At 72.4% G+C, this 20,160-nt stretch carries 19 protein-coding genes and 1 tRNA gene; 11 read left to right on the forward strand and 9 right to left on the reverse strand.

Features of this window, described 5'->3' with window-relative positions; translation table 11 throughout:
• Positions 1 to 33: 33 nt before the first annotated feature.
• Positions 34 to 2,115, forward strand: a complete 2,082-nt coding sequence (locus tag ACIQMR_RS11375; protein WP_401385163.1) for a DUF1996 domain-containing protein — start codon at positions 34 to 36, stop codon at positions 2,113 to 2,115.
• Between the two features lie 139 nt (positions 2,116 to 2,254).
• On the opposite strand, the gene ACIQMR_RS11380 is transcribed toward ACIQMR_RS11375, so the two are convergent.
• The 3 genes from ACIQMR_RS11380 to ACIQMR_RS11390 form a co-directional block, all read right to left on the reverse strand.
• Positions 2,255 to 2,488 carry a hypothetical protein gene (locus ACIQMR_RS11380; protein ID WP_266385794.1) on the reverse strand — a complete coding sequence of 78 codons (234 nt, stop codon included), beginning with the start codon at positions 2,486 to 2,488 and terminating at the stop codon, positions 2,255 to 2,257.
• 126 nt (positions 2,489 to 2,614) lie between these two features.
• Positions 2,615 to 5,587 (reverse strand): AAA family ATPase, encoded by a 2,973-nt coding sequence (locus ACIQMR_RS11385; protein ID WP_401385337.1) that lies wholly within the window; start codon positions 5,585 to 5,587, stop codon positions 2,615 to 2,617.
• A 232-nt stretch (positions 5,588 to 5,819) separates the two neighbouring features.
• The gene (locus ACIQMR_RS11390) at positions 5,820 to 7,619 is read right to left on the reverse strand and encodes a S8 family peptidase (RefSeq protein ID WP_401385164.1); all 1,800 of its coding nucleotides are present in this window, start codon (positions 7,617 to 7,619) and stop codon (positions 5,820 to 5,822) included.
• 616 nt (positions 7,620 to 8,235) lie between these two features.
• Here ACIQMR_RS11390 and ACIQMR_RS11395 point away from each other — a divergent pair.
• Positions 8,236 to 8,655 (forward strand): DoxX family membrane protein, encoded by a 420-nt coding sequence (locus ACIQMR_RS11395; RefSeq protein WP_401385165.1) that lies wholly within the window; start codon positions 8,236 to 8,238, stop codon positions 8,653 to 8,655.
• A gap of 6 nt (positions 8,656 to 8,661) precedes the next feature.
• Here ACIQMR_RS11395 and ACIQMR_RS11400 read toward each other — a convergent pair whose 3' ends face one another.
• Positions 8,662 to 9,645, reverse strand: a complete 984-nt coding sequence (locus tag ACIQMR_RS11400; RefSeq protein ID WP_401385166.1) for an ArsR family transcriptional regulator — start codon at positions 9,643 to 9,645, stop codon at positions 8,662 to 8,664.
• A 60-nt stretch (positions 9,646 to 9,705) separates the two neighbouring features.
• On the opposite strand from ACIQMR_RS11400, the gene ACIQMR_RS11405 reads away from it, so the two are divergent.
• Complete coding sequence (locus ACIQMR_RS11405) at positions 9,706 to 10,920, forward strand: MFS transporter (RefSeq protein ID WP_401385167.1); 1,215 nt, start codon at positions 9,706 to 9,708, stop codon at positions 10,918 to 10,920.
• A 254-nt stretch (positions 10,921 to 11,174) separates the two neighbouring features.
• Here ACIQMR_RS11405 and ACIQMR_RS11410 read toward each other — a convergent pair whose 3' ends face one another.
• Positions 11,175 to 11,660: a DUF309 domain-containing protein gene (locus tag ACIQMR_RS11410; protein WP_401385168.1), complete on the reverse strand. Its 486-nt coding sequence runs from the start codon at positions 11,658 to 11,660 to the stop codon at positions 11,175 to 11,177.
• Positions 11,661 to 11,806: 146 nt separating this feature from the next.
• Here ACIQMR_RS11410 and ACIQMR_RS11415 point away from each other — a divergent pair.
• The 4 genes from ACIQMR_RS11415 to ACIQMR_RS11430 all read left to right on the forward strand — a co-directional run bounded on the left by ACIQMR_RS11415 (position 11,807) and on the right by ACIQMR_RS11430 (position 14,169).
• A tRNA-Pro gene (locus ACIQMR_RS11415) sits at positions 11,807 to 11,880 on the forward strand.
• Positions 11,881 to 12,212: 332 nt separating this feature from the next.
• Positions 12,213 to 13,427, forward strand: a complete 1,215-nt coding sequence (locus tag ACIQMR_RS11420) for a helix-turn-helix domain-containing protein (protein WP_401385169.1) — start codon at positions 12,213 to 12,215, stop codon at positions 13,425 to 13,427.
• A gap of 125 nt (positions 13,428 to 13,552) precedes the next feature.
• Positions 13,553 to 13,975 carry an ATP-binding protein gene (locus ACIQMR_RS11425; RefSeq protein ID WP_401385170.1) on the forward strand — a complete coding sequence of 141 codons (423 nt, stop codon included), beginning with the start codon at positions 13,553 to 13,555 and terminating at the stop codon, positions 13,973 to 13,975.
• Positions 13,972 to 14,169: a hypothetical protein gene (locus ACIQMR_RS11430; RefSeq protein ID WP_401385171.1), complete on the forward strand. Its 198-nt coding sequence runs from the start codon at positions 13,972 to 13,974 to the stop codon at positions 14,167 to 14,169. Before ACIQMR_RS11425 ends, ACIQMR_RS11430 begins: the two co-directional genes overlap by 4 nt.
• Before the next feature lie 120 nt (positions 14,170 to 14,289).
• Here ACIQMR_RS11430 and ACIQMR_RS11435 read toward each other — a convergent pair whose 3' ends face one another.
• Together ACIQMR_RS11435 and ACIQMR_RS11440 are read right to left on the reverse strand one after the other, a co-directional pair.
• Complete coding sequence (locus ACIQMR_RS11435) at positions 14,290 to 14,949, reverse strand: 4'-phosphopantetheinyl transferase (protein ID WP_401385172.1); 660 nt, start codon at positions 14,947 to 14,949, stop codon at positions 14,290 to 14,292.
• A gap of 97 nt (positions 14,950 to 15,046) precedes the next feature.
• Positions 15,047 to 15,508, reverse strand: a complete 462-nt coding sequence (locus tag ACIQMR_RS11440) for a Crp/Fnr family transcriptional regulator (RefSeq protein WP_401385173.1) — start codon at positions 15,506 to 15,508, stop codon at positions 15,047 to 15,049.
• Between the two features lie 232 nt (positions 15,509 to 15,740).
• On the opposite strand from ACIQMR_RS11440, the gene ACIQMR_RS11445 reads away from it, so the two are divergent.
• Entirely contained in the window at positions 15,741 to 16,226 is a 486-nt protein-coding gene (locus ACIQMR_RS11445) for a hypothetical protein (protein ID WP_401385174.1), read from the forward strand.
• Here ACIQMR_RS11445 and ACIQMR_RS11450 read toward each other — a convergent pair.
• Positions 16,220 to 17,110 (reverse strand): LysR family transcriptional regulator, encoded by an 891-nt coding sequence (locus ACIQMR_RS11450; protein ID WP_401385175.1) that lies wholly within the window; start codon positions 17,108 to 17,110, stop codon positions 16,220 to 16,222. The genes ACIQMR_RS11445 and ACIQMR_RS11450 overlap by 7 nt on opposite strands.
• 120 nt (positions 17,111 to 17,230) lie before the next feature.
• Between ACIQMR_RS11450 and ACIQMR_RS11455 the strand changes: the two genes are divergently transcribed.
• A complete protein-coding gene (locus tag ACIQMR_RS11455) occupies positions 17,231 to 18,172 on the forward strand; it encodes a DMT family transporter (RefSeq protein WP_401385176.1) in 942 nt (313 codons plus the stop codon).
• 118 nt (positions 18,173 to 18,290) lie between these two features.
• Here the strand turns inward: ACIQMR_RS11455 and ACIQMR_RS11460 are convergent, their stop codons facing one another.
• Positions 18,291 to 18,722 (reverse strand): hypothetical protein, encoded by a 432-nt coding sequence (locus tag ACIQMR_RS11460; RefSeq protein WP_401385177.1) that lies wholly within the window; start codon positions 18,720 to 18,722, stop codon positions 18,291 to 18,293.
• Positions 18,723 to 19,104: 382 nt separating this feature from the next.
• Here ACIQMR_RS11460 and ACIQMR_RS11465 point away from each other — a divergent pair, with 382 nt between their 5' ends.
• Both ACIQMR_RS11465 and ACIQMR_RS11470 read left to right on the forward strand, forming a co-directional pair.
• A complete protein-coding gene (locus ACIQMR_RS11465) occupies positions 19,105 to 19,500 on the forward strand; it encodes an STAS domain-containing protein (protein ID WP_401385178.1) in 396 nt (131 codons plus the stop codon).
• Between the two features lie 2 nt (positions 19,501 to 19,502).
• A complete protein-coding gene (locus ACIQMR_RS11470) occupies positions 19,503 to 20,087 on the forward strand; it encodes an ATP-binding protein (RefSeq protein ID WP_401385179.1) in 585 nt (194 codons plus the stop codon).
• Positions 20,088 to 20,160: the final 73 nt, after the last annotated feature.

The raw sequence follows: 20,160 nt of genomic DNA on the forward strand, positions 1-20,160 counted from the left end.
ACGGCCGGCCGGAAACAACGCAGAGGAGTTCCCTTGAGATCTACTACGCGGAGACGCTCGAAGAGCGGCAGAAGAGTGGTCGGTGCCTCGATCGCGCTGATGCTGGCCGGGGGAGGACTCATCGCGGTCAACTCCTACGCCTCCGCCGGCGAAGGGTGGGGTTGGGCCGGCGAGCAGAGCGAGCAGCAGAACCAGACCCGGAACGCCGGTTCCTCCGCGTCCACCATCAAGTGTCCCGAGGTGGCGAACGGGCTCTCCGAGGTCCCGGAGGGGGCCAGGCCGGAAGTCGATCGCGAACTCGCCACGATGGACAGTCAGATCACCGAGGCGTACGAGCGGTTCGTCGATCAGAGGGAACAGATCGAGCAGGATCCGCAGTTCGCCCAGAACGCGGTACTCGCGCCGTTGCAGAGCAAGCGCGAAGCGAGTATCGAGCGCATCGTCATCGCCATCGGCCGGGTGGCCGGCGAGGGGCCGCAGGGGCTGGAGTCCATGGCGCCGTGCGCCCTGCAGGTGGACGACGCGGAGGACGCGGGAGGCGCCGACTCCGGTGAGAACGGCGGCCAGGGCCAGGACCAGGGTGCGGGACAGGACGGCGACGGACAGGACGGCGACGGGCAGGACGGCGGCAACGGCGACGGGGACCAGGGCGACGGCGGTCAGGGCGGTGCCGGCCAGGCGGGCAACGGTCCCGAGGCGTCCGACTTCGTCTCCATCCAGTCCGTCCAGCCGAACGCCCAGAGCCCGCGCAAGCTCCGGAACGCCTCTCGTGGCACCTTCGCCACCGACTGCGGCGTGAACGCGAACGGCAAGTTCAACCCGGACAACGTGATCGTCGCGCCCGGTGTGAGCAACGGCGCGCACCATATGCACGACTACGTCGGCAACCAGGCCAACGACGCCTTCGCCAGCGACGACGACCTCGCGAACGGTGCGACCACGTGCCGCGACCAGGGGGACAAGTCGACGTACTACTGGCCCGTGCTGCGTGTGCAGAACGGCCAGAACGAGGGTGACGTCGACGCGGACGGCGGCGGCAAGGACAAGAACGTCGGTGAGATCCAGACCCCGGCCCAGGTCACGCTGAACTTCGTCGGCAGTCCGGTCTCCAAGGTCACCGCGATGCCGCGATTCCTGCGCATCATCACCGGTGACGCCAAGGCCTTCGTCAACGGCAACGCGAACGCCAACGCCTCGTGGAGCTGCACCGGCTTCGAGGACCGCCAGTTGAAGGACAAGTACCCCATCTGCCCCCAGGGCAGCAAAGTGGTGAGGTCCTTCAAGTTCCAGAGCTGCTGGGACGGTCAGAACACCGACAGCGCCAACCACCGTACGCACGTTGCCTTCGCCGACGAGGGCGGCCGTTGCCCGGACGGCTTCAAGGCCATCCCGCAGCTGGTGCAGCGGATCGTGTACGACGTGCCGCCGCCGGTCCTCGAAGGGGCGAACCCCGTGGTGTTCGCGGTCGACTCCTTCCCCGAGCAGCTGCACAAGCCGGTCACCGACCACGGAGACTTCATCAACGTCTTCGACGACGAGCTGATGCGGACGATGGTGAACTGCATCAACGGCGGACGCGAGTGCGGCCCCGGCGGCGCCGGCGAGCCCAGTGCTCCTCCGGCGGACGAGCCTGCTCCTCCGGCCGATGAGCCTGACGCTCCCCCGGCGGACGAGCCTGCTCCTCCGGCTGACGAGCCCGACGCTCCCCCGGCCGACGAGCCCGACGCTCCCCCGGCTGACGAGCCTGACGCTCCTCCGGCCGACGACCAGCAGGAGCCCGGAGGTCAGGAGCCTGAAGGGCAGGAGCCCGGAGCGCAGGAGCCCGAGGGCCAGCAGCCTGAAGGGCAGAAGCCCGAGGCGCAGAAGCCCGCGACCCAGAACCCCGAGGTTCTGTCCGGGGCGGCCGCCGGCACGTCCGGTGGGCAGTCCACTCCGGACGCCCGCCAGACGACCCCGGTGCCGGACTCCGGCACCGAGCCACAGGCGAGCCGGGGCGGGCTCGCCGCCACCGGTGCGCAGCTGTGGCCCTCCGCGGCCGGAGCCGCGCTGCTGATCGCGGGAATCGTGCTCCTTCGGACACGTAACCGCAGTGAGCGTGCCGCCCGTCACCGTTGACATCGGCACCGCTCCGGTCCGGCAGGACCGTCCGCGTTCGGGGGGACGCGGACGGTCCGTCGTCGTGGCCCCTACTGCGTAGCCCCCGGGACACGGCTCCGTACGATCCGCACGATGGGAACCCGGAGCCGTCGCCGGGTCAGCCCTCGTGCGCGGCGCTTTGCTCGTCCTGCAGGACGGCGCCGTCGTGGCGCACGATCCTGATCTGCACACTTCCGTCGTGGAACTCGTGCCGCGACCGGCGGCAGCCGCACGCGTAGGTCACCTTGTCGACGAACAGCCCGGCGGCGTCGTTCTCCTGGTACCGCAGCCCGTCGACGATCCGTCCGCACGGAGCCCGTTCCTCGGTGAAGTCAATGGTGTTCCCGACCATTGCTCACCTCCTCGACGGCTGCGGTCGAGCCTTAGGGCTCATCACTCACCGTGATCGTACCGCCCGGGGAGGGGCCTCGCAGGCCGGGCACGAGAGGGCAATCAGGCGGGAGCCCGGCGGGGGAGCCTAGGACGCGGGCCCGTCCGGAGGGATCGCCGGGGGACGCAGCCCCGGCCAGGCGCCCAGCGCGGTGGCCAGCTGCGACCGTGAACGGACGTCCAGCTTCTGGTAGATGCGGGTCAGCCGGGCCTCGACCGTCTTCACACTGAGGTAGAGCCTGGCCGCGGCCTCCTGGTTGCTGGCGCCCTGCCCGACGAGCAGAGCGAGATGCAGCTCTGCCTCGGTGAGGGACGACAGCGCGCCGCCCTGGGACGGCGCGGGCTCGGCGGTGCCCGTGGGGGTTTCCGTGGCCAGTGCCAGCCAGGGAGCCGCTCCCGAGCGTTCGAAGACCGTGGCCGCCGCCTGCAGTGCGCTCTGGGCGGCCGAGCGCCTGCGGCGGCGGCGCTCCACGCGGGCGAGCGCGATCAGCGCCCGGCCGCGCTCCAGGGGGAGGCCCGCCTCGTCGAAGCGGCGGGCGGTGTCCGACAGCAGCGTGGCCGCCTCGTCGGGCTTTCCGCTCCCCGCCAGATAGAGCGCGTACACCCGGTCGCAGCCGAGCAGCACCGTGGAGCGTCCCAGGCGCTCGGCGACCGGACGGACGTCGGCGAGCAGTGCAGCGGCCTCCTCCGGGGAGTCGTTCGCGAGCAGCGCCTCGGCCAGCTCCTCGTGCCAGCGCAGCATGGACGGGTCGACGGCCGACTGGGCGCGTTCGCCGGCCTGGACCCGGCGCAGGGTCTCCAGGGCGTTCGCGACATCGCCGGTGACGAGCTGGACCCGGCCGAGCGCGTACAGACTGCGGGAGAGGAAGACGTGGTCGCCCTCCTCCTCGGAGGCCTGGGCGCTGCGACGCGCGTAGCTCGCGGCACGGGCGAAGCTCCCACCGGCGGTTTCGGCCAGGGCCAGCCCGTACCAGGCCGGGCCGGGGGAGAGGCCCGCCTCCAGCGTCAGGGCCAGTGACCGGCCGGCGTGCGACAGCGCGGCCGCGCAACTCCCCCTGCGGGCCTCGACCTCGGCGGAGGTGTTGAACAGCTCGATGGCATCCTCGATCGTGCCACGCCGCTCGACCAGCGGCAGCAGCGCGTTGAGCTGGTCGCGGGCGTCACCGAGCCGGTCGTCGAACAGCGCGTGACGGATCGTCAGTATCTGGGCGGCGTTACGGATTCCGAGCGGGCGCTCGACCAGTTCGAGCGCCCGTGCCTCGGCGAGCACCCGCTCGGCGTCCGGAGAGCCGAGGAAGCGTTCCATGCGTGCCTGGACGGTCAGCGCCCTGGCCGTCGTCCGCGCGTCGCCCACCGATCCGGCCAGCGCGGCCGATTCGACGGCGGCGTCCCGGGAACGCACCGGATCGCCGTCGGCCAGCACGTACTTCACCGCGAGCCGCAGCTGTACGGCAGCCCGCAGCGCGGTGTCCCCCTCGGAGTCCTCCATGGCGTGGACGTAGATCTCGTCGAGGTCCGTCAGTCCCTGGCCGGCCGTGTCCAGCACCGCGAGCCGGGCGCGGACCCGGTCGGCGGGGGCCGTGTCCCGGGAGAGGAGATCGGTGGCGGCGCGAACGGCCAGATCGGCGCGGGCGGCCCGGGCGGCCTCCTCGGCGGCGTCCACGAGGCGGGCGATCCGCTGGGCTCCGTGCCGTCCGGGTGTGGACTCGGCGGCGAGCAGGGCGAGTTCGGCCGCCAGGCGGGTGTTGCCGCGGCGGCGCGCGGCGTCCGCGGCGGCCGCCACCTCGGCGGCCAGCCGCTCGTCGGGAATGTCCGTGGCGAGCGCCCGGTGCCGTACCTCCTCGACCGGGTCGTCCACGACCCGCGCGAGTGCCGCGTGCCCCTCGCTGCGCTCGATCCAGCAGGCGTCGTGCACGAGCGTGGAGGGCAGCACGCCGGCGGTGAAGGCCACCGTTCCGTCCTCGGTGAGCGAGACCAGTCCGGCACGCTCGGCGACGGCCAGGTCGGACTCGGCGGTGGGCCGCCCCGCGCGCCGTATCAGCGAAGCCGTCGGCCGCAGCGCGAGCGCCGCGAGCAGGAGGGTGCCGCGTACGGCGGGGGAGGAGACGCCGAGCAGTTGCCGCGCGAGGTCGCGGGCGCGGCCGGTCAGGGACAGCGCCTCGGCGTGGTGCACCGGTGTCCGCGCGTCGGCGAGGGAGCGCCCGATGGCGAGCGCGAGCCGCGGATTGCCGCCGCTGGCGCGGTGGATGCGGCCGGCCATCCGGGACGGGAGCCGGTGGTGGATGAGGAGTTCGGCGATCTCGTCGGCGTGCAGCGGAGCCACGTTCAGCACATCGGCCTCGGAGGGCACCCACAGCGGTTCCGGGGCGTCGGCCGGTGTGCCCGGGCCGTACGCCTCCGGGGTCTCGACCGCGATGACCCGCAGCGAGGCGGGGGCCAGGTGCAGCGCGAAGCGCAGCAGATCGGCGCTGTCGGCGTCCATCCGCTGGACGCCGTCGACGACGAGCAGCACCGGGCTGCGGTCGGCGAGCGTCCGGAGGATCTGTGCGAGGGCGAGCCGCAGGGCGATGCGGTCCCAGCCCTCGTCGGGCACCGGCGCCTCGCGGCACAGCATGGCCACGGCGCCGCGCTGCGGACCGGGCAGCCCTTCGAGGGCGTCATGGGCCCGGGCCGTCGCCGGTGTGCCGGACGCGGTGGACGCACGGGTCGGGGCGGCAGGACCGGACGTGCCGGCAGAACCGGACGTGCCGGAGGCACGAGGCGCCCCGGACGTGCCGGATGCCCCGGGCCGCCGCCGGGGCGCGGGTGCGGTCGTCTGTGCGGAGACCAGGGCGACGAGCGCGGCGGCCACCGCACCGGGAGTCGCACGGTCGCCCGGGAGGGTGGCGAGCCACAGCACCGTCTCACCGCGAGCCTCGGTGCGGGCCGCGATGGCGAGCGCGACCTCCGACTTGCCGACCCCCGCGGGGCCGGTGAGCAGCGCGCGCCCGCGGCCGTGCAGGACCCGGTCGAGGCGGTCGAGAAGTTCGGCCCGGCCGACCGGAGCCGGGGGGCCGCCCATGCCCGCGGGGCGTTGAGGGACGTACGACACGGACGTCACGTACCCACCACCACCTTCCGGCGTGCGCGGGCCCCCTGCCCGTTCGAGCAGAGGATACGAAGCAGATCGCCCACGTCCAGGCCCGGTGTCCGGCATGCGGACAGGTCTGGACCGGGACGACGGCGGGGCGCGCCCGCGGGAATCACCCGCGGACGCGCCCCTGACCAGCGATGATGCCGATCTGACCAGTGTCTCAGAAAGTGAGACTCCAGGAGTTGATGTAGCCGGTGTCACCCGATGCCACATCGCGGACCCGCAGCTGCCAGGTTCCGTTGGCGACCTCGCTGGAAGCATCGACCGTGTACGTCGCGATGACGTTGTCGGCGCTGTCCGAACCGGACGAGGACTTCAGGTTGCGCACGGTGCCGTCCGGGGCGACCAGGTCGACGACCAGGTCCCCGCGCCAGGTGTGCTTGATGTCCACGTCGACCTTGAGGGCGGCGGGGGCGTTGCCGGTGCGGCCGGTGACGGCGATCGAGGACGAGGCCGTCGCGTTGTCGCCGATCGCGACGTCCGTGCCGTTGGTGAACGTCGTACCGCCGGGGGTGGTGCCGGTGACGGCGTTGACGGTCTTCGCGGCGTCCGCGACACCGGTGCCGCAGCCTCCGCTGCAGGTGCCGGGCAGCGGACGGGCGTTGGCCTTGATCGCGGACTCGATCTCGGCCGGGGTGAGCGCGGGCTTGGCCGACTCCAGCAGGGCGGCGAGCCCGGCGATGTGCGGTGCGGCCATCGAAGTGCCCTGGTAGGGCTTGTAGTTCTCGGCGGCCTGGGTGGTGGCGCCCGAGTTCAGCGTGGAGAGGATGCCGTTCTGGGGCGTGGTGACGGTACCGGGCGTGTCGGTGGCACGGCGGGTCTCACCGCCGGGCGCGGCGACATCGACGATGCTGCCGTAGTTCGAGTAGAACGACCGGTTGCCCTCACGGCTGGTCGACGCCACGTTGATGATGTTGGCGCAGTTGGCCGGGGTGAAGCCCGAGGCGTTGGCGTTGCTGTTGCCGGCCGCGACGACCACGGTGGTGCCGCGCGAGACGGCGCCGTTGATGGCGTTCTGGTAGACGCTCGGGCAGGTGGAGCTGGCGCCGCCGAGGCTCAGGTTGATGACCTTCGACGGGGTCGGGTTCGCCGGGACGCCCGGGACGCTGCCGCCGGACGCCCAGGTGATCGCGTCGGCGATGTCCGAGGACGCGCCGCCGCACTTGCCGAGCACCCGCACCGGCTGGACCTTCGCGCCGTAGGCGATGCCCGCGACGCCCTTGCCGTTGCCGGTCGTCGCGGCGATGGTGCCCGCGACATGCGTACCGTGCCAGGAGGAGTCGCCCGCGGTGGAGCCGAGTCCGCACTCGCCGTCGGTGGCGTTCCAGTCGCCCTCGTCCTTGGCGTCCGCGTCACGGCCGTTCCCGTCACGCGCGTCGGCGGAGGCGGAGATGAAGTCGTAGCCGGAGACGACGTTGGCGGCCAGGTCCGAGTGGGCGGCGTAGCCGGTGTCGATGACGGCGACGGTGACCCCGCTGCCCGTGGTCTTGTCCCAGGCGGTCGGCACGTTCATGCCGCCGGTGGCCTCGAACAGGTCCCACTGCTTGGCGTACTCGGTGTCGTTCGGGGTGACCGCCATCGCATAGGCGCGGATGTCGGGCTCCACGGAGGCGACGGAAGGATCGGCGCGGAAGGCGTCCATGACCTCGGTGAGGTCCTTCTTCGAGGCCTCGCCGCCCAGGTCCACCAGGGCGGCGCCGCCGGCGAGGCGGCGCTCGAACTTCAGGCTCTCACCCGTCTCGGCGCCCTTGGTCCTGGCGTCCCCCGCGGCCGCCGTGTTCGAACCGGCCTCGGCCGACCGGGACTTGTAGGTGACGATGACCTTCTCGACGGGCGAGGAGGGCAGCGTCGTCAGGGAGCGCGAAGCCGGGGCGGGCTTCGGCGAGTCTTCCCCCGGGGCGGCGGCGAACGCCACGGTGGAGGTGGCGGCGACACCCACGATCGTGGCACTCGCGGCCACGATGGATATGAGTCTCCGTCCGGAACCGTTCAAGGTGTTCCCTTTCACATGACGGTGCGGAGCGCGGGCGGGCGGCGCATGGGTACCGCGGTTCGCTGTGGGGGTGCGATCCGTGGTCCCCCGGGCCGGGTCGCCCGCGCGCCGCCGCCGGCGCGACGGCCCCTGGTCAAGAGCCGTCACCGGACGAAAGCCGAGATTTACATGCACCTGACAGCTAAGCGTCAGAGGCCGGAATCCGCCGGTGCGGCAGACAGTAGGGAAAGGCGAGATGAACCCGATACGGGGAAAACCCTTGTCACCCCCCGCGCGGCCACCCGGGGCCGGGCGGCGGCACGGCCGCGGGTCACGCCCACGGCGACACCGCGTGGCCTGTTTGCTCGCCCGGAGCGTGGACACCGCGTGGCCTGTTTCCTCGCCCGGAGCGTGGACACCGCGTGGCCTGTTTCCTCGCCCGGAGCGTGGACACCGCGTGACCTGTTTCCTCGCCCGGAGCGAGGGACAATGGGCAGGGGCGATACGGAGAGACAGCGCGGTCGAAGGCCGTCGCGCGGATTCCGGAGGTCATCGCTCCGCTTCCGCCGGGCCGGGCCGTCGCCAACGATTCCGGGAGGCAGGTATGGATGTCCTGGTACTGATCGGCCGCATTCTCTTCGCGGTGGTCTTCCTCTCCTCCGCCGTGGGGCACCTCACCCATTCCAGGGAGATGGGCGCCTACGCCGCCTCCAAGGGCCTGCCCGCTCCGGTGGCCGCCACCGTGGCGAGCGGGGTGCTGCTCCTCCTTGCGGGGCTGAGCCTGGTCCTCGGCATCTGGGCGGACCTGGGCTGTCTGCTGATCGCGGTCTTCCTCTTCCCGACCGCCGTGCTGATGCACCCGTTCTGGAAGGAGACCGATCCCCAGACACGTCCGACGGAGCAGATCATGTTCCTGAAGGACACCGCGCTCGGCGGCGCCGCACTGATGCTGCTCGCCTTCTTCTCCTACGCGGGCCACGACCTCGGGCTGACCCTCACCGGCCCGCTGTTCCACATCGGCTGACGCCGCTCACCCGTCCTCCTGCGCCTTCACCAGGACCTCACCCGCGGCCGTACGGTGGTAGAGCACCGACCGCCCGGCCCGCCTGCGCCCGACCAGTCCCGCGTCGAGCAGCACCTTGAGATGGCGGCCCACCGACCCCAGACCCTGGCCGGTCAGCGCCACCAGCTGCGTCGTGCTCATCGGCGTACAGAGAAGGACCAGCACACCCGCCCGCGCGGGCCCGAGAAGCCGGCCCAGCGACTCGGGCACCGCCGCCCCGAGCGGCCCGGCCAGCACGCCCGCGCACGGGTACACCACCGCGTAGCGGTGCGGCTGGTCCCAGGCGACCCAGCCGTGGCGCGGAGTGACGGGGACGAACGACAGCTGCGCCCCGGAGATCTCGCGAGGCGGGTTGTCGTACGGATTGATCTGCAGCCGGCCCTCGCCGAGCCAGCCCATCCCGGGGCGCATGCCGTCCAGGACGGCGGCCCAGCCACCCTGGCTCAACTGCCCCGTCCGCGCGGCGACATCGGCCTCGATGATCCGCCGGCGCCGGGGCCAGTACGGCAGCACGGCCTCCGCCCACACCCACTCCAGCAGAGCCGCCGCGCGCTCCGGGAGGCCGTCGTCGCGCAGTGCGCGGGGAAGCGGGCCGCCCAGCGACACCTCGAGGTCCGCGCGGGCGGTGTCGGCAGGAGTGTCGCGTATCCGCACCAGCTCCTCCTCGAACGCGGGCCCGGCGCCCAGCGGCCCCTGCCCGGCGGGTGCCGGCGTGAGGAAGTCGGCGGTCCATCTGTGCCCCAAAGCCGCCCGCACGAGCAGCGCCGTGACCGGATCGGCGGCCAACCGCTGCTGATACGCGGCCAGATGGGCGTCGAGCCATGCGCGCTCGCCCGGATGCGCGGCCGTGCCCCGCTCCAAGGCCATCAGGCTCGCCGTGGCCTCGGCCAGTGGTGAGACGACGAAGCGGCTGCCCGCGAGCGTGTCCGCACCGACCTGCCACCAGCCCATCGTTTCGCCTCCCCGCGAAACAGTAACGCCGCCGTGCGCGGGCGCACGAGACTCCCCGGCATGCGCACCTACCGAGAGCTGTTCCGCACCCCGGAGTTCACCCCGCTGTTCCTGAACACCACCACGCAGATCGCGGCCTCGACCGTGAGCGGGCTGGCCATGGGCACGCTGGTCCACTCGGCGACCGGGTCGCCACTGCTCTCCGCCCTGGCCATGTTCGGGCCCTCGCTCGCCCAGGTGCTCGGTGCCACCACACTGCTCGCGGCCGCCGACCGGCTGCCGCCGCGCGCCGCCCTGACGGCGATGGCGCTCGTCTTCGGCCTGGCCACCGCCGCCATGGCCGTTCCCGGGCTGCCGGTGTGGGCACTCTTCGCGATCCTCTTCGGCCTGGGGACGATCGCGGCCGTCGGCGGCGGCGTCCGGGGCGGACTGCTCAACGAGATCCTCACGACCGACGGCTATCTGCTCGGCCGTTCCGTCCTCAACATGTCCGTCGGCACGATGCAGATCTGCGGATACGCGGTCGCCGGAGCACTGGTCACCGTGCTCTCGCCGCGCGGCACGCTGCTCACCGGCGCGGCTCTGTACCTGGCCGCCGCGGCCGTCGCGCGGTTCGGCCTCACCCGGCGGCCGCCACGTACGACCGAGCGGCCGTCGATCGGCAGGACCTGGCGGAACAACGCACTGCTCTGGTCGTCCGGGCCGCGCCGCTACGTCTATCTCGCTCTCTGGGTGCCCAACGGGCTGATCGTCGGCTGCGAAGCGCTCTTCGTCCCGTACGCGCCCGCGCACGCCGGGCTCCTCTTCGCCTCGGCGTCGATCGGCATGCTGTTCGGGGACACCGTGCTCGGCCGCTTCGTCCCGGCACGGTGGCGGGAACGGCTCGGCGCTCCGCTGCGCCTGCTGCTCGCCGTCCCGTTCCTCGTCTTCGCCCTTCACCCGCCACTGCCGCTCGCCATGGCGGCCGTCGCCATCGCCTGTGTCGGCTACGCGGCGAGCCTGCTGCTCCAGGAACGCCTGATGGCGCTGACGCCGCACGAACTGAGCGGACACGCCCTCGGCCTGCACACCTCCGGCATGCTCACGATGCAGGGCGTCGCCGCCGTGCTCGCGGGCACCCTTGCGCAGTTCACCTCGCCCGCGACGGCGATGACGGTCATGGCCGTGGCATCGGTCGCGGTCACCCTGGCTCTGGCGCCGGGCCTGGCACCCCGGCAGCCCCGGGACGCCGACGACACGGCCGCGCCGCGGCACCGGGTCACACGTCGGACGTGACGCGCCGCGGCACCGGGTCACACGTCGGACGTGACGCGCCGCGGCACCGGGTCACACGTCGGACGTGACGCGCCGCCGCCCACGCGCGGCCCGGATTGGGTGTTCTACACGGGTCTCCGGGCTTCCGCGGGGCGCCCTCGCGACGCTCTCACGGGTAGGTAGAAGCACGTCCCGCGTTCTCGACATCGGTGCCGAGACTCCCCACAAGATCTTTTGCGGACTGTGTCACGCCGCCTCTCTCCGTGTCCGGTCCCTCAGCGCCCGCGCAGCCGGGGCGCCCGCCCGGCCGCGGGCACCGTGCCCCCGTCGCGGCGCAGTTCGCCGGCCAGCCCCTCCGCCCAGCCGATCAGCCCGCCGATGTCGATCCCGTACGGCCGCGCGGCCGCGAACGGTGCGATGGACCCCGCCCCGCGGGTCAGCAGGGCCGCGCCGCCCGTCGCATTGCCGCGGGCGGCATGGGTGAGCCCCACGGCCAGCTGCGCCAGGCCCCGCCACAGCCCGCGTTCCTCGTCCGGCCCGGACTTCCAGGCGTCCTCCAGCACCTCATGGGCGTGGAACGGCATCCCAGCGTCCAGCAGCCGCTGGGCCTCGGCCAGGGTCTCCCGCGGTGAGCGGACCACGCCCTCCGGCTGCCGGGCGACGCCTGCCTCCCCGTACGGCAGTGGCCGCCCCAGCCCGTCACGCGGGCGTGCGCTGCGCGCCCGGCCCTCGGTATCGCGATCCCTCGGCGTCCTGTTCACGCCCCCGATTGTCACTCGCCGCGGGCGGACCGGCAGAACCGCAGGCAGGGCGCGCGCGACGAGGACCCACGTGGCCATACCGGGCGCGGATTGAGGTAATGTTCTCTTGCGCGCTCGGCAGGAGCCAGCTCCGCGGACGCGCGCATCGGGACGTGGCGCAGCTTGGTAGCGCACTTGACTGGGGGTCAAGGGGTCGCAGGTTCAAATCCTGTCGTCCCGACGGTGCAAGAAGGGCTTGGAGCCCAGATCAGGGCCTTGTTCTCGCTTCGGCGGGGCAAGGCCCTTCATCGTTACCAGGGGCCTTCGTTGCACTGTCCCCCGCAAGCGCCGTCGATCAAGATCGGCTGAGCAGTCGGCCAGCTTCTCTGATTCTCTGAACCCGCCTCCACGGACTGCTGGTCGGGGTGCATGCAGACCCACGCGGCGCTGTAGACGAACGAACCGGAGTAGCTGACTGCGCAGGCATCCGTCGCTCGGCTCAGCAGCCCGGCTCCGTCCTGCAGTGGCGATAACCCGGGCTGCTGACAAAGCGTGGCGGCGTACGGTGGCAGCGTGGCAAACGAAGACCTGGGACGGACCCTGCGCCGCTTGCGCCGGCTGGCCTCCCTGACGCAGGAAGAGCTGGCCGAACGCTCTGGCGTGTCAGTTGATGTCATCCGTCAGCTCGAACAAGGGAGGAAGCACTCGGCGCGCCTCCCCACGCTGCACGCATTGGCCAACGGTCTCGGTGTGGAGCTGACCACGCTCCTGGGAGACCCTCCTGCGGTCGCCTCCACAGGCGAGAACGACGGACCGCGCTTCGTGGCCGTGCGCCGCGCCATCATGCCCGCGCTCTGGGGTCCGGAGCCGGAGCCGCCAGGTCCCGACTTCTCGTCGGCCCGTCTGCGCGAACAGATCGCGGACGGCTGGACGCAGTACCACGCCGCCGAGTTCGACACCGTGATGAAGGCGCTCCCGGACATGATCTCGGACGCGCGCACCGCCATGGCCTCGGGCGACGACGACGATCGCAGAGCCGGTTTCGCGGCGCTGGGCAAGGCGCTTCAGCTCGCCGGGCACGTCGCCGTGCGCATGGGCAAGACGGACCTGGCCCTCACGAGTCTGGAGCGTGCGATAGACGCTGCGGGACAGTCGTCCGATCCGCTGCTTCTGCCGATGATCGTCAATTCCACGGCGTGGACCTATCAGCGGCAAGGACGACTGGAAGACGCATTGAGCATCGCGCTACGCGCCGCCGACGACATGGCGGACGCAGGGCGGACCCAGACCGCGGACGGACTGAAGGTGTGGGGCGCGCTGACCATGAGCGCCGCCACGTCCGCTGCGCGAAGCGGCGACTACGAGCGCGCCGCGCAGATGATGGAGACGGCGGAGAAGGAAGCCGCTCGGGTCTCAAAGCTGCCCGACGCCGGCGACAACCGTATGGTCAGCGTCTTCAGTCCGTCATCTGTCCGCATCGAACGCGTCCGTCTCGCCGTTCAGTACGGACATCCGCAAGATGCCTTGTCCCTGGCCAAGGGGATGCGGCTGAGCAAGGACACCCCGCCGTCGTGGCGGACGTGGCTTCTTCTGGACGTGGCCCGGGCCCACACGGACATCGGGGACGCCGTTGGAGCGGTGAAGACTCTGGAGTCGCTGCGGCGGGTGGCGCCGACGTGGATGCAGCACCACACGTTGGCCGTGGCCATCGTGCGCGACCTGTGGTCACTCCCCAACCACCCGACGGGGCTCCGGCCGTTGGCAGAGTTCCTGGGGGTCGGTGAATAGCGTGGTGAAAGTGGGACGTTACGCCCCTGTGAGCGTCCCCGGCATGTCGCTTACATGAGAGGACAGTGCCCCGGCGGCCGCGTGAACAGCCCCGGGGCTCGGCCGATCTGAGAGAGCAGACCGACATGCCGCAACCTGCGACCCGGGCGCGTCCCACTGGCTATCCCGGGTACAGCGAGACTCTGCCGCGCGAGCCCGAGAGTGCGGGCACAGCCCGGCGCCTGGTGCGCGTCGCACTGGCTGCCTGGGGCCTGGACGACTTGGGCGACGACGGGGCCCTGATCGTTTCCGAGCTGGTGTCCAACGCCGTCCGGCACGTGCGGAGCCATTCGATTCGGGTCACGGTCACCCGGCCCGAGGCGACGCGGGTGCGCATCGGCGTCGTGGACAGGTCGAAGCGATTACCTGAGCCTCGGGAGCCGTACGAAGAGGACGAGAGCGGACGCGGCCTCGTGCTCGTGGCAACGCCGGCGAAGGACTGGGGCACCGATTCGCTGCCGTGGGGCAAGCAGGTGTGGGCGGAACTGCACGGTGGGGAACGCGGATGACCGGCGAGCGGAAGCCCTGGGTGGGCGACTTGATCCATGACACGGACGCCAACAGGCGCGGCGTCGTGACGGATGTGCGCGGTGGCGCGGTCTGGGTGCTGCGACCGGAGTCCGGGCCGGGGCAGTGGACTTCGCGGCAGCCGGAGCGCCTTACCGTGGTGACGCCGCGCGAGGAGATGCAGGGACGGCTGTGAATACGGGGCAAGCTCCGGCCTGGTGCTGTTCACCGGCCGGGGCTTCGCCTATGTCCCGTCAAGCGCCTCACACGTCCCGGCCGGGATCAACAGGAACCGCGAAGGTGCTCGGGGCAGCCGTCAGCGCATGACCGCGATCGCCGTGACCACCAGGCCCGACTCGACCAGCCAACGTCCGTCGAAGCCGGACAGCCGTCGTCCCTCCACCACCGGACCCTCGACCAGCAGCCGGGCGTGGAACGAGGCGTCGTCGGGGTCGATCGTGATGACCGCCTCCTCGAAGTCCAGCCAGCGGCCGGCCAGCGGGTACCACGCCTTGTAGACGCTCTCCTTGGCGCTGAACAGGAGCCTGTCCCAGCAGACTTCCGGCCGCAGCGCACCCAGCCGCGTCAGCGCCGCCCGCTCCTGCGGCAGGGTCACGAGATCGCGTACGCCCTCGTCCGGAAGCGGCAGATGCGGCTCCGCGTCCACGCCGATCGTCAGCACCTCGGACGAACGTGCCACGGCGGCGGCCCGGTAGCCCTTGCAGTGCGTCAGGGCTCCGACGGCGCCGGGCGGCCACTGGGGCGCCCTGCCGGGCCCGGGAAGGATCGGCGCGGGCGCGAACCCCAGCTCTTCCAGGGCCTTGCGCGCACACACCCGTACCGTGCCGAACTCCCGCTGCCGCTCGGGAACGGCGTTCGCCACGAGTTCCCGTTCCTCGGGGAACATCCCGACCGCCGGCGGATCGCCGAACAGCTCGGAGGCCGCGATCGGCGGAGGCAGCAGTTTGCCGATCATCTGCGCGCTCCGTCCGGCGTGGGATGTTCCGCACAGAATAGTCGTCACACCGTACGGACCGGCCGGCCAGGCCGCGCCCCTGACGAGGCGGCCAGGGTCACGGTGTGAGACCGCTTCCGTACGGGGCGTACAGGTCCAGCAGCCGGATCCGGGCGGAGTGCAGCCGGTGCGCGAGCACCCTGCCGACCCAGTGGCCGATCGCCGAGCCGAAGGCGGGATCGGCGTCCATCAGCAGCCGGATGGTCACCGCGTCGAACTCCTGGGCGCGCACCGGGGTCATGGCCTCGGCCCCCAGCTGCCAGACGTACGGCGGGAACAGCCAGGACCAGCCCACGAGTTCACCGAAGCCGAGGTTCTCGATCACGGCCGGCCGGCGGCCCGGGACATGGATGTCCAGGGTGACGGTGCCGGACCGGATGATCCAGAAGCGGTCGGCCAGACGGCCTTCCTCGAAGACACGGGCTCCCTCGCGAAACTTGACGTCCCTCGCCGTCTCCAGCAGCCGGGCACGGTGCTCGGCCGACAGCGCCGTTGTCATACGGATCGAAGAGTTGCTCATCCTGGGCCTCCGTTCGCCTCAAGCCCATCGTGAGCCGTCCGCCCCCTGGGCGCACGGCCGGACGGGTGACGAGCCCGTCCAGGTCTCCGACGGGCTCCCGCCGGGCGGAGGGCACACCCGCGCGGCACCCCAGGACGAGCGATGCCTCCGGGCGGTCACACGGCCGGGTAAAGGTCCGCGCCGGTCAGCCTGTCGCCCTGTCCCTGCGGCACCCCGCTGATCACCTTGCGGCGTGAACTCCCACCGCCTGCGGGCGGCGTGCCGTCGCACCGCCCCGCTCCACGCCGGCCTCGGCTGTCTCGCCGTTCTGTCGCTGCTGCCCGCGCTCCCCGCCGCGGCTCGGCCCGCGCAGGCCCCCGCGCCGCGGCCGGAGACGCGCGCGAAGCGGCGCGTCTCCTCGTACCTGGACTCCGTGCGGGACCGCCCCGAGGCGCTGCGCGCCTTCTTCCGCGCCCTGCCCAAGGGTGGCGATCTGCACCACCACCTTTCCGGCGCCGCCCCCACCGAGTTCCTGATCCGGCTCGCCGGCGAGGACGGGCTGTGTGTCGACGCGTCGATGACCGCCGTGCCGCCGCCCTGTAGTCCCAGCGCTCCAATGGCGCCTGGAGGCAGCGTTCGCGAGGTTCGAGCACCGCTTCTGACGCCGCCGCCGAGCCGCTCCCGGCATCGCTCGCCCGGCATCGCGCTCCCGACGTCGCTCGCCCGACATCGCTACTGAACGGCCGCGTCCTTGAGCGCGTCGAGCAGTCCGCGCAGCGCGGGCGCGGCCGGCGCCGTCTCGCGCACGGCCGCGTGCACGGCTCGCACCGGCTCGGGCCGGCGGACCTTGCGTACGACGACACCCGGATGCGGGGCGCGCAGCCCGGTCAGGGGGATCATGCCGATGCCGAGTCCGGCCGCGACGAAGCCCTGGGCAGTGGCGTAGTCCTCGCTGTCGACGACGAACGCCGGGCTGAACCCGGCAGCGGCGCAGGCGTCGGTCACCGCGTCGAGACACGGGCCGGGCCGTTCGCTGCCCACCCAGGGCTCGTCGGCGAGGTCGGCCAGGTCGACGACGCGTCTGGTGGCCAGCCGGTGTCCCTTGGGCAGGACGGCGCGGTACGGGTCGTCCAGCAGGTGCTCCAGCCGGATGCCGTCCACGGACCGGCCGTGCGGCCGCACCACGAGGGCCACGTCGGCCTGCCCCTGCGCCACCTCCGGCAGCGGGTCCACGGGGTCGGACAGCTTCAGCTCCACCTGGACACCCGGATGGTCGCGCCGCAGCCGTGCGAGCGCGGGAGCGACCAGCGGGGCGCCGACCGTGGCGAAGTAGCGCACCGAAAGCCGCCCCGTGCGGCCCTCCTTGAGATCGGCCAGCGCCGTCTCCGCCTCGGCGACCTGGCGGCTGATGGCGGCGGCGTGCTCGGTGAGCAGCAGCCCGGCCGCCGTGGGCCGCACGCCCCTGCCGACGCGTTCGAGCAGTGCCGCACCCGCCTCCTTCTCCAGGGCGGCGACCTGCTGACTGACGGCGGACGGGGTGTATCCCAGCCGACCGGCCGCCGCCGTGACCGATCCGCTGCTGACGACCGCCCTCAGGACCTGCATGCGCCTCACATCGAGCATGCAGTACAGGTTAATGGTGTGTGCAGTACTTTTCACTTGTCCTGTCGAATGTGGTGCGGGACGGTTGCCCGGGAGAGCGATGGCGACGGGACGTCGGACACCGGGCAGGGGAGACAGGGCATGACGAGCGGCAGTCGGGGAACGGCGATGCGGATGGGCGTGCTCGCCCTGTTGTGGGGATCGGGCTTCCTCTGGATCAAACTGGCCCTCAACCATGGCCTGTCGCCGCTGCAGATCACCGTGGCCCGCTGTGTGCTGGGCGCGGTGGTCCTGCTCGCCATCGCCCTCGCGTCCGGCGCCCGCCTGCCGCGCGACAGGCGGACCTGGGGTCACCTCGTCGTCGCCGCGTTCCTGTGCAACGCCCTGCCGTTCTTCCTGTTCGGCCTCGGCGAGCAGACGGTCGACTCCTCGGTGGCCGGCGTCCTGAACGCGACGACCCCGCTGTGGTCACTGCTGATCGGCATCGGGCTCGGCACGGAACGCGGGCCGCGTCCCGTCCGGCTGGGCGGACTCGTGCTCGGATTCGCGGGAACGCTGCTGATCTTCGCCCCCTGGCAGCGGTCCGGCCTGTTCGGCTGGGGCGCCCTCGCCCTCCTGGGCGCGGCAGTCAGCTACGCCGCGGCCTTCGCCTACATGGGGCGCACCCTCACCGGCAGAGGCACGGAGCCCCTCGCGCTCTCGGCGGCCCAGCTCGTCACCGCGAGCGGCCTGAGCATTCTCGCGCTCCCCGCCGCGGGCGGACTCGCGCCGGTGCGGGCCGACGCGACGGCACTCGTCGCCGTCGTCGTCCTCGGGATCTTCGGCACCGGCCTCACGTTCTTCCTCAACTACCGCCTGATCGCGGACGAGGGTGCCACCAGTGCCGCCACCGTGGGGTATCTGCTGCCGGTCGTCTCGGTCGCGCTCGGCGCGGTGGTGCTCGGCGAGGCGATCGGTCCGCGCGTCGTCCTCGGCATGCTCACCGTGCTCGCCGGCGTCGCCATGACCCGCGCCCGGGGGCGCACGGCGCAGAAGCCCGGTGCGAGGTCCGTGTCCGTTTCATCGGTCTCGGCCACCCCGTAGGCCGGCGAGGCCCCCAGCGAGGCCGTCGGCGAAGCCGCCAGCGAGGCCGTCAGCTCCGCCGGCCCAGTCAGCTCCGTCCGCGACTGCCGTCGGCGACTGCGGACGGCGACCGCGGACGTCAGTGCGGCCAGTCCTTCGTGATCTCGAAGCTGTGGGTCTCGCAGCCCAGCACCCGCCCCTCCTTGTCCACGAAGGTGCCGGTGACCTGGTAGACGTCCCTGGCCATATGCCCGATCGGCAGCCGCTCCGGCGGCAGCACGATCTCGTACGGCCCGCCGTGCCGGTAGTCGCCCAGCAGGATCTCCTGGTGGCCGACCGTCACGCCCTGCCGCGTGCGTTCGTCGATGAAGCGCAGCCCCGCCAGGTCGTACCCCGACCCGACGGCGAACTTCAGCCCCACCCGGAACTCCGCGCCCTCCCTGAGCACCAGCGGCGCGGGCGGCGGCTCACTGCCGCGCTCCGGCGCGGGCGCCAGGCGTACGGGCATGTCGGGGCGGCCCTCCACCTGGATCGTCACGGCCAGCAGCTCGAAGTCGGGAGTTGAATTCATCGGATGCGCCAGCTTTCGCCGCTCATGAGAGGAACCGACGGGTATCTCAGACTAGCCATGCGAGCGTGGGGTGGTCGCCGCACGGGACGCCGAGTACCCGGCCGAACGAACCGACCGACGAGGAGGCCGCGGCGCGCTGGCATCGTCGAGGGCCCGGCGGCGGGGCGACGCGGCGGAACGCGTACGCACTGGTCGAACCGGGTGAATCCGAAGCGGCCGCGGCCGGCGGACGCAGGTCCAGGGGGCTAGGCGCACTCCTGGTTCCGCACCGGGTCCCGGCGGTGGGCGGTCGCCGGCCGCCCAGCGCAAGCGAGGCGCGGCGGCCGATGTCATAGTCGGTGTGTCACCGTCAGGCCGGACGGACGGACCAGGAGAACCGGGCATGGTGTCAGCACAGGACGGTTGGCCGGCGAGCACCGGCGGGGGCCGGTTCACGGTCGAGACGCGGCCGGGCCCGGAGCCGGACATCGTGGTGCTCGCGGTCGCGGGGGAGCTCGACCACGACACGGCCGAACCGCTGCGCACCGCCCTGGACGAGGCGGTCGCGAGCGGCGCGCGGCGCATCCTCGTCGACTGCGGCGGGTTGCTGTTCTGCGACTCCACCGGCCTGAACGTGCTGCTGCGCGCGCGGCTCGCGGCGCAGGAGAACGAGGCCCGGGTGGAGCTTGCGGCGCTTCGGCCCCAGGTGGCCCGGATGCTCGCGATCACCGGTGCCGGAGCGGTCTTCCCTCGGTACGCGAGCCTCGCGGAGGCCCTCGCGGGGCCCCGGCAGGAGTAGTCGTGAGCGCGGCCCTTCCCGCACAGGGACAGACCCGCAGACTCGTCCTCTCCGGGACCCGCGGCGTGGTCGGGCGCTGCCGGGACTTCAGCGCCACGGCCCTGGCCGACTGGGACTGGCTCCCGCCCGACGGCGCCGGATACGGCCCGCACGGCGGCCCGCACGACGCGGCGGAGAACGGCACGGCACGCGTCGAGTTCGCCCCCGACGAGTACGGGGGCTGGGACGAACGGTCCTGGAACGAGAGCGCCTGGAACGAGACCCTGGACGCCCCGGTGACCTGGGACGACGAGCGGCGGGCCATCGCCGAGGACGTGCTGATGGTCGTGTCCGAGCTGGTCACCAACGCCTGTCTGCACGCCGGAGGGCCGCTGGAGCTGGTGCTGCACTGCACGCCCGACCGGCTCCGTATCGAGGTCACCGACGCCAGCCCGGTGCCGCCGCGGCCGCGCCCGCATGCCGACCCCGCGGTGCCCGGCGGACACGGACTGGTCGTGCTGGCGAGGCTCGCCCGAGACTGGGGCTCGGTGCCGCACGGCTCGGGAAAGACGGTGTGGGCGGAGGTCGCGGCACCACGGCGGCCCTGACCGTATCCGGGGCGCCGACCCGGACGCCACGTGCGACAGTCGGTAGTGGACACAAGACGCCGGACGAGCGACA

The organism is Streptomyces sp. NPDC091376 (assembly GCF_044757085.1).
GTDB lineage: Bacteria > Actinomycetota > Actinomycetes > Streptomycetales > Streptomycetaceae > Streptomyces > Streptomyces pratisoli.

Coding starts and splice junctions, on each gene's coding strand:
- ACIQMR_RS11380 (WP_266385794.1), bottom strand. CDS start 2,488: ATGGTCGGGAACACCATTGACTTCACCGAGGAACGGGCTCCGTGCGGA.
- ACIQMR_RS11385 (WP_401385337.1), bottom strand. CDS start 5,587: ATGGGCGGCCCCCCGGCTCCGGTCGGCCGGGCCGAACTTCTCGACCGC.
- ACIQMR_RS11395 (WP_401385165.1), top strand. CDS start 8,236: ATGGATGTCCTGGTACTGATCGGCCGCATTCTCTTCGCGGTGGTCTTC.
- ACIQMR_RS11400 (WP_401385166.1), bottom strand. CDS start 9,645: ATGGGCTGGTGGCAGGTCGGTGCGGACACGCTCGCGGGCAGCCGCTTC.
- ACIQMR_RS11405 (WP_401385167.1), top strand. CDS start 9,706: ATGCGCACCTACCGAGAGCTGTTCCGCACCCCGGAGTTCACCCCGCTG.
- ACIQMR_RS11425 (WP_401385170.1), top strand. CDS start 13,553: ATGCCGCAACCTGCGACCCGGGCGCGTCCCACTGGCTATCCCGGGTAC.
- ACIQMR_RS11430 (WP_401385171.1), top strand. CDS start 13,972: ATGACCGGCGAGCGGAAGCCCTGGGTGGGCGACTTGATCCATGACACG.
- ACIQMR_RS11435 (WP_401385172.1), bottom strand. CDS start 14,949: ATGATCGGCAAACTGCTGCCTCCGCCGATCGCGGCCTCCGAGCTGTTC.
- ACIQMR_RS11440 (WP_401385173.1), bottom strand. CDS start 15,508: ATGAGCAACTCTTCGATCCGTATGACAACGGCGCTGTCGGCCGAGCAC.
- ACIQMR_RS11450 (WP_401385175.1), bottom strand. CDS start 17,110: ATGCTCGATGTGAGGCGCATGCAGGTCCTGAGGGCGGTCGTCAGCAGC.
- ACIQMR_RS11455 (WP_401385176.1), top strand. CDS start 17,231: ATGACGAGCGGCAGTCGGGGAACGGCGATGCGGATGGGCGTGCTCGCC.
- ACIQMR_RS11460 (WP_401385177.1), bottom strand. CDS start 18,722: ATGAATTCAACTCCCGACTTCGAGCTGCTGGCCGTGACGATCCAGGTG.
- ACIQMR_RS11465 (WP_401385178.1), top strand. CDS start 19,105: ATGGTGTCAGCACAGGACGGTTGGCCGGCGAGCACCGGCGGGGGCCGG.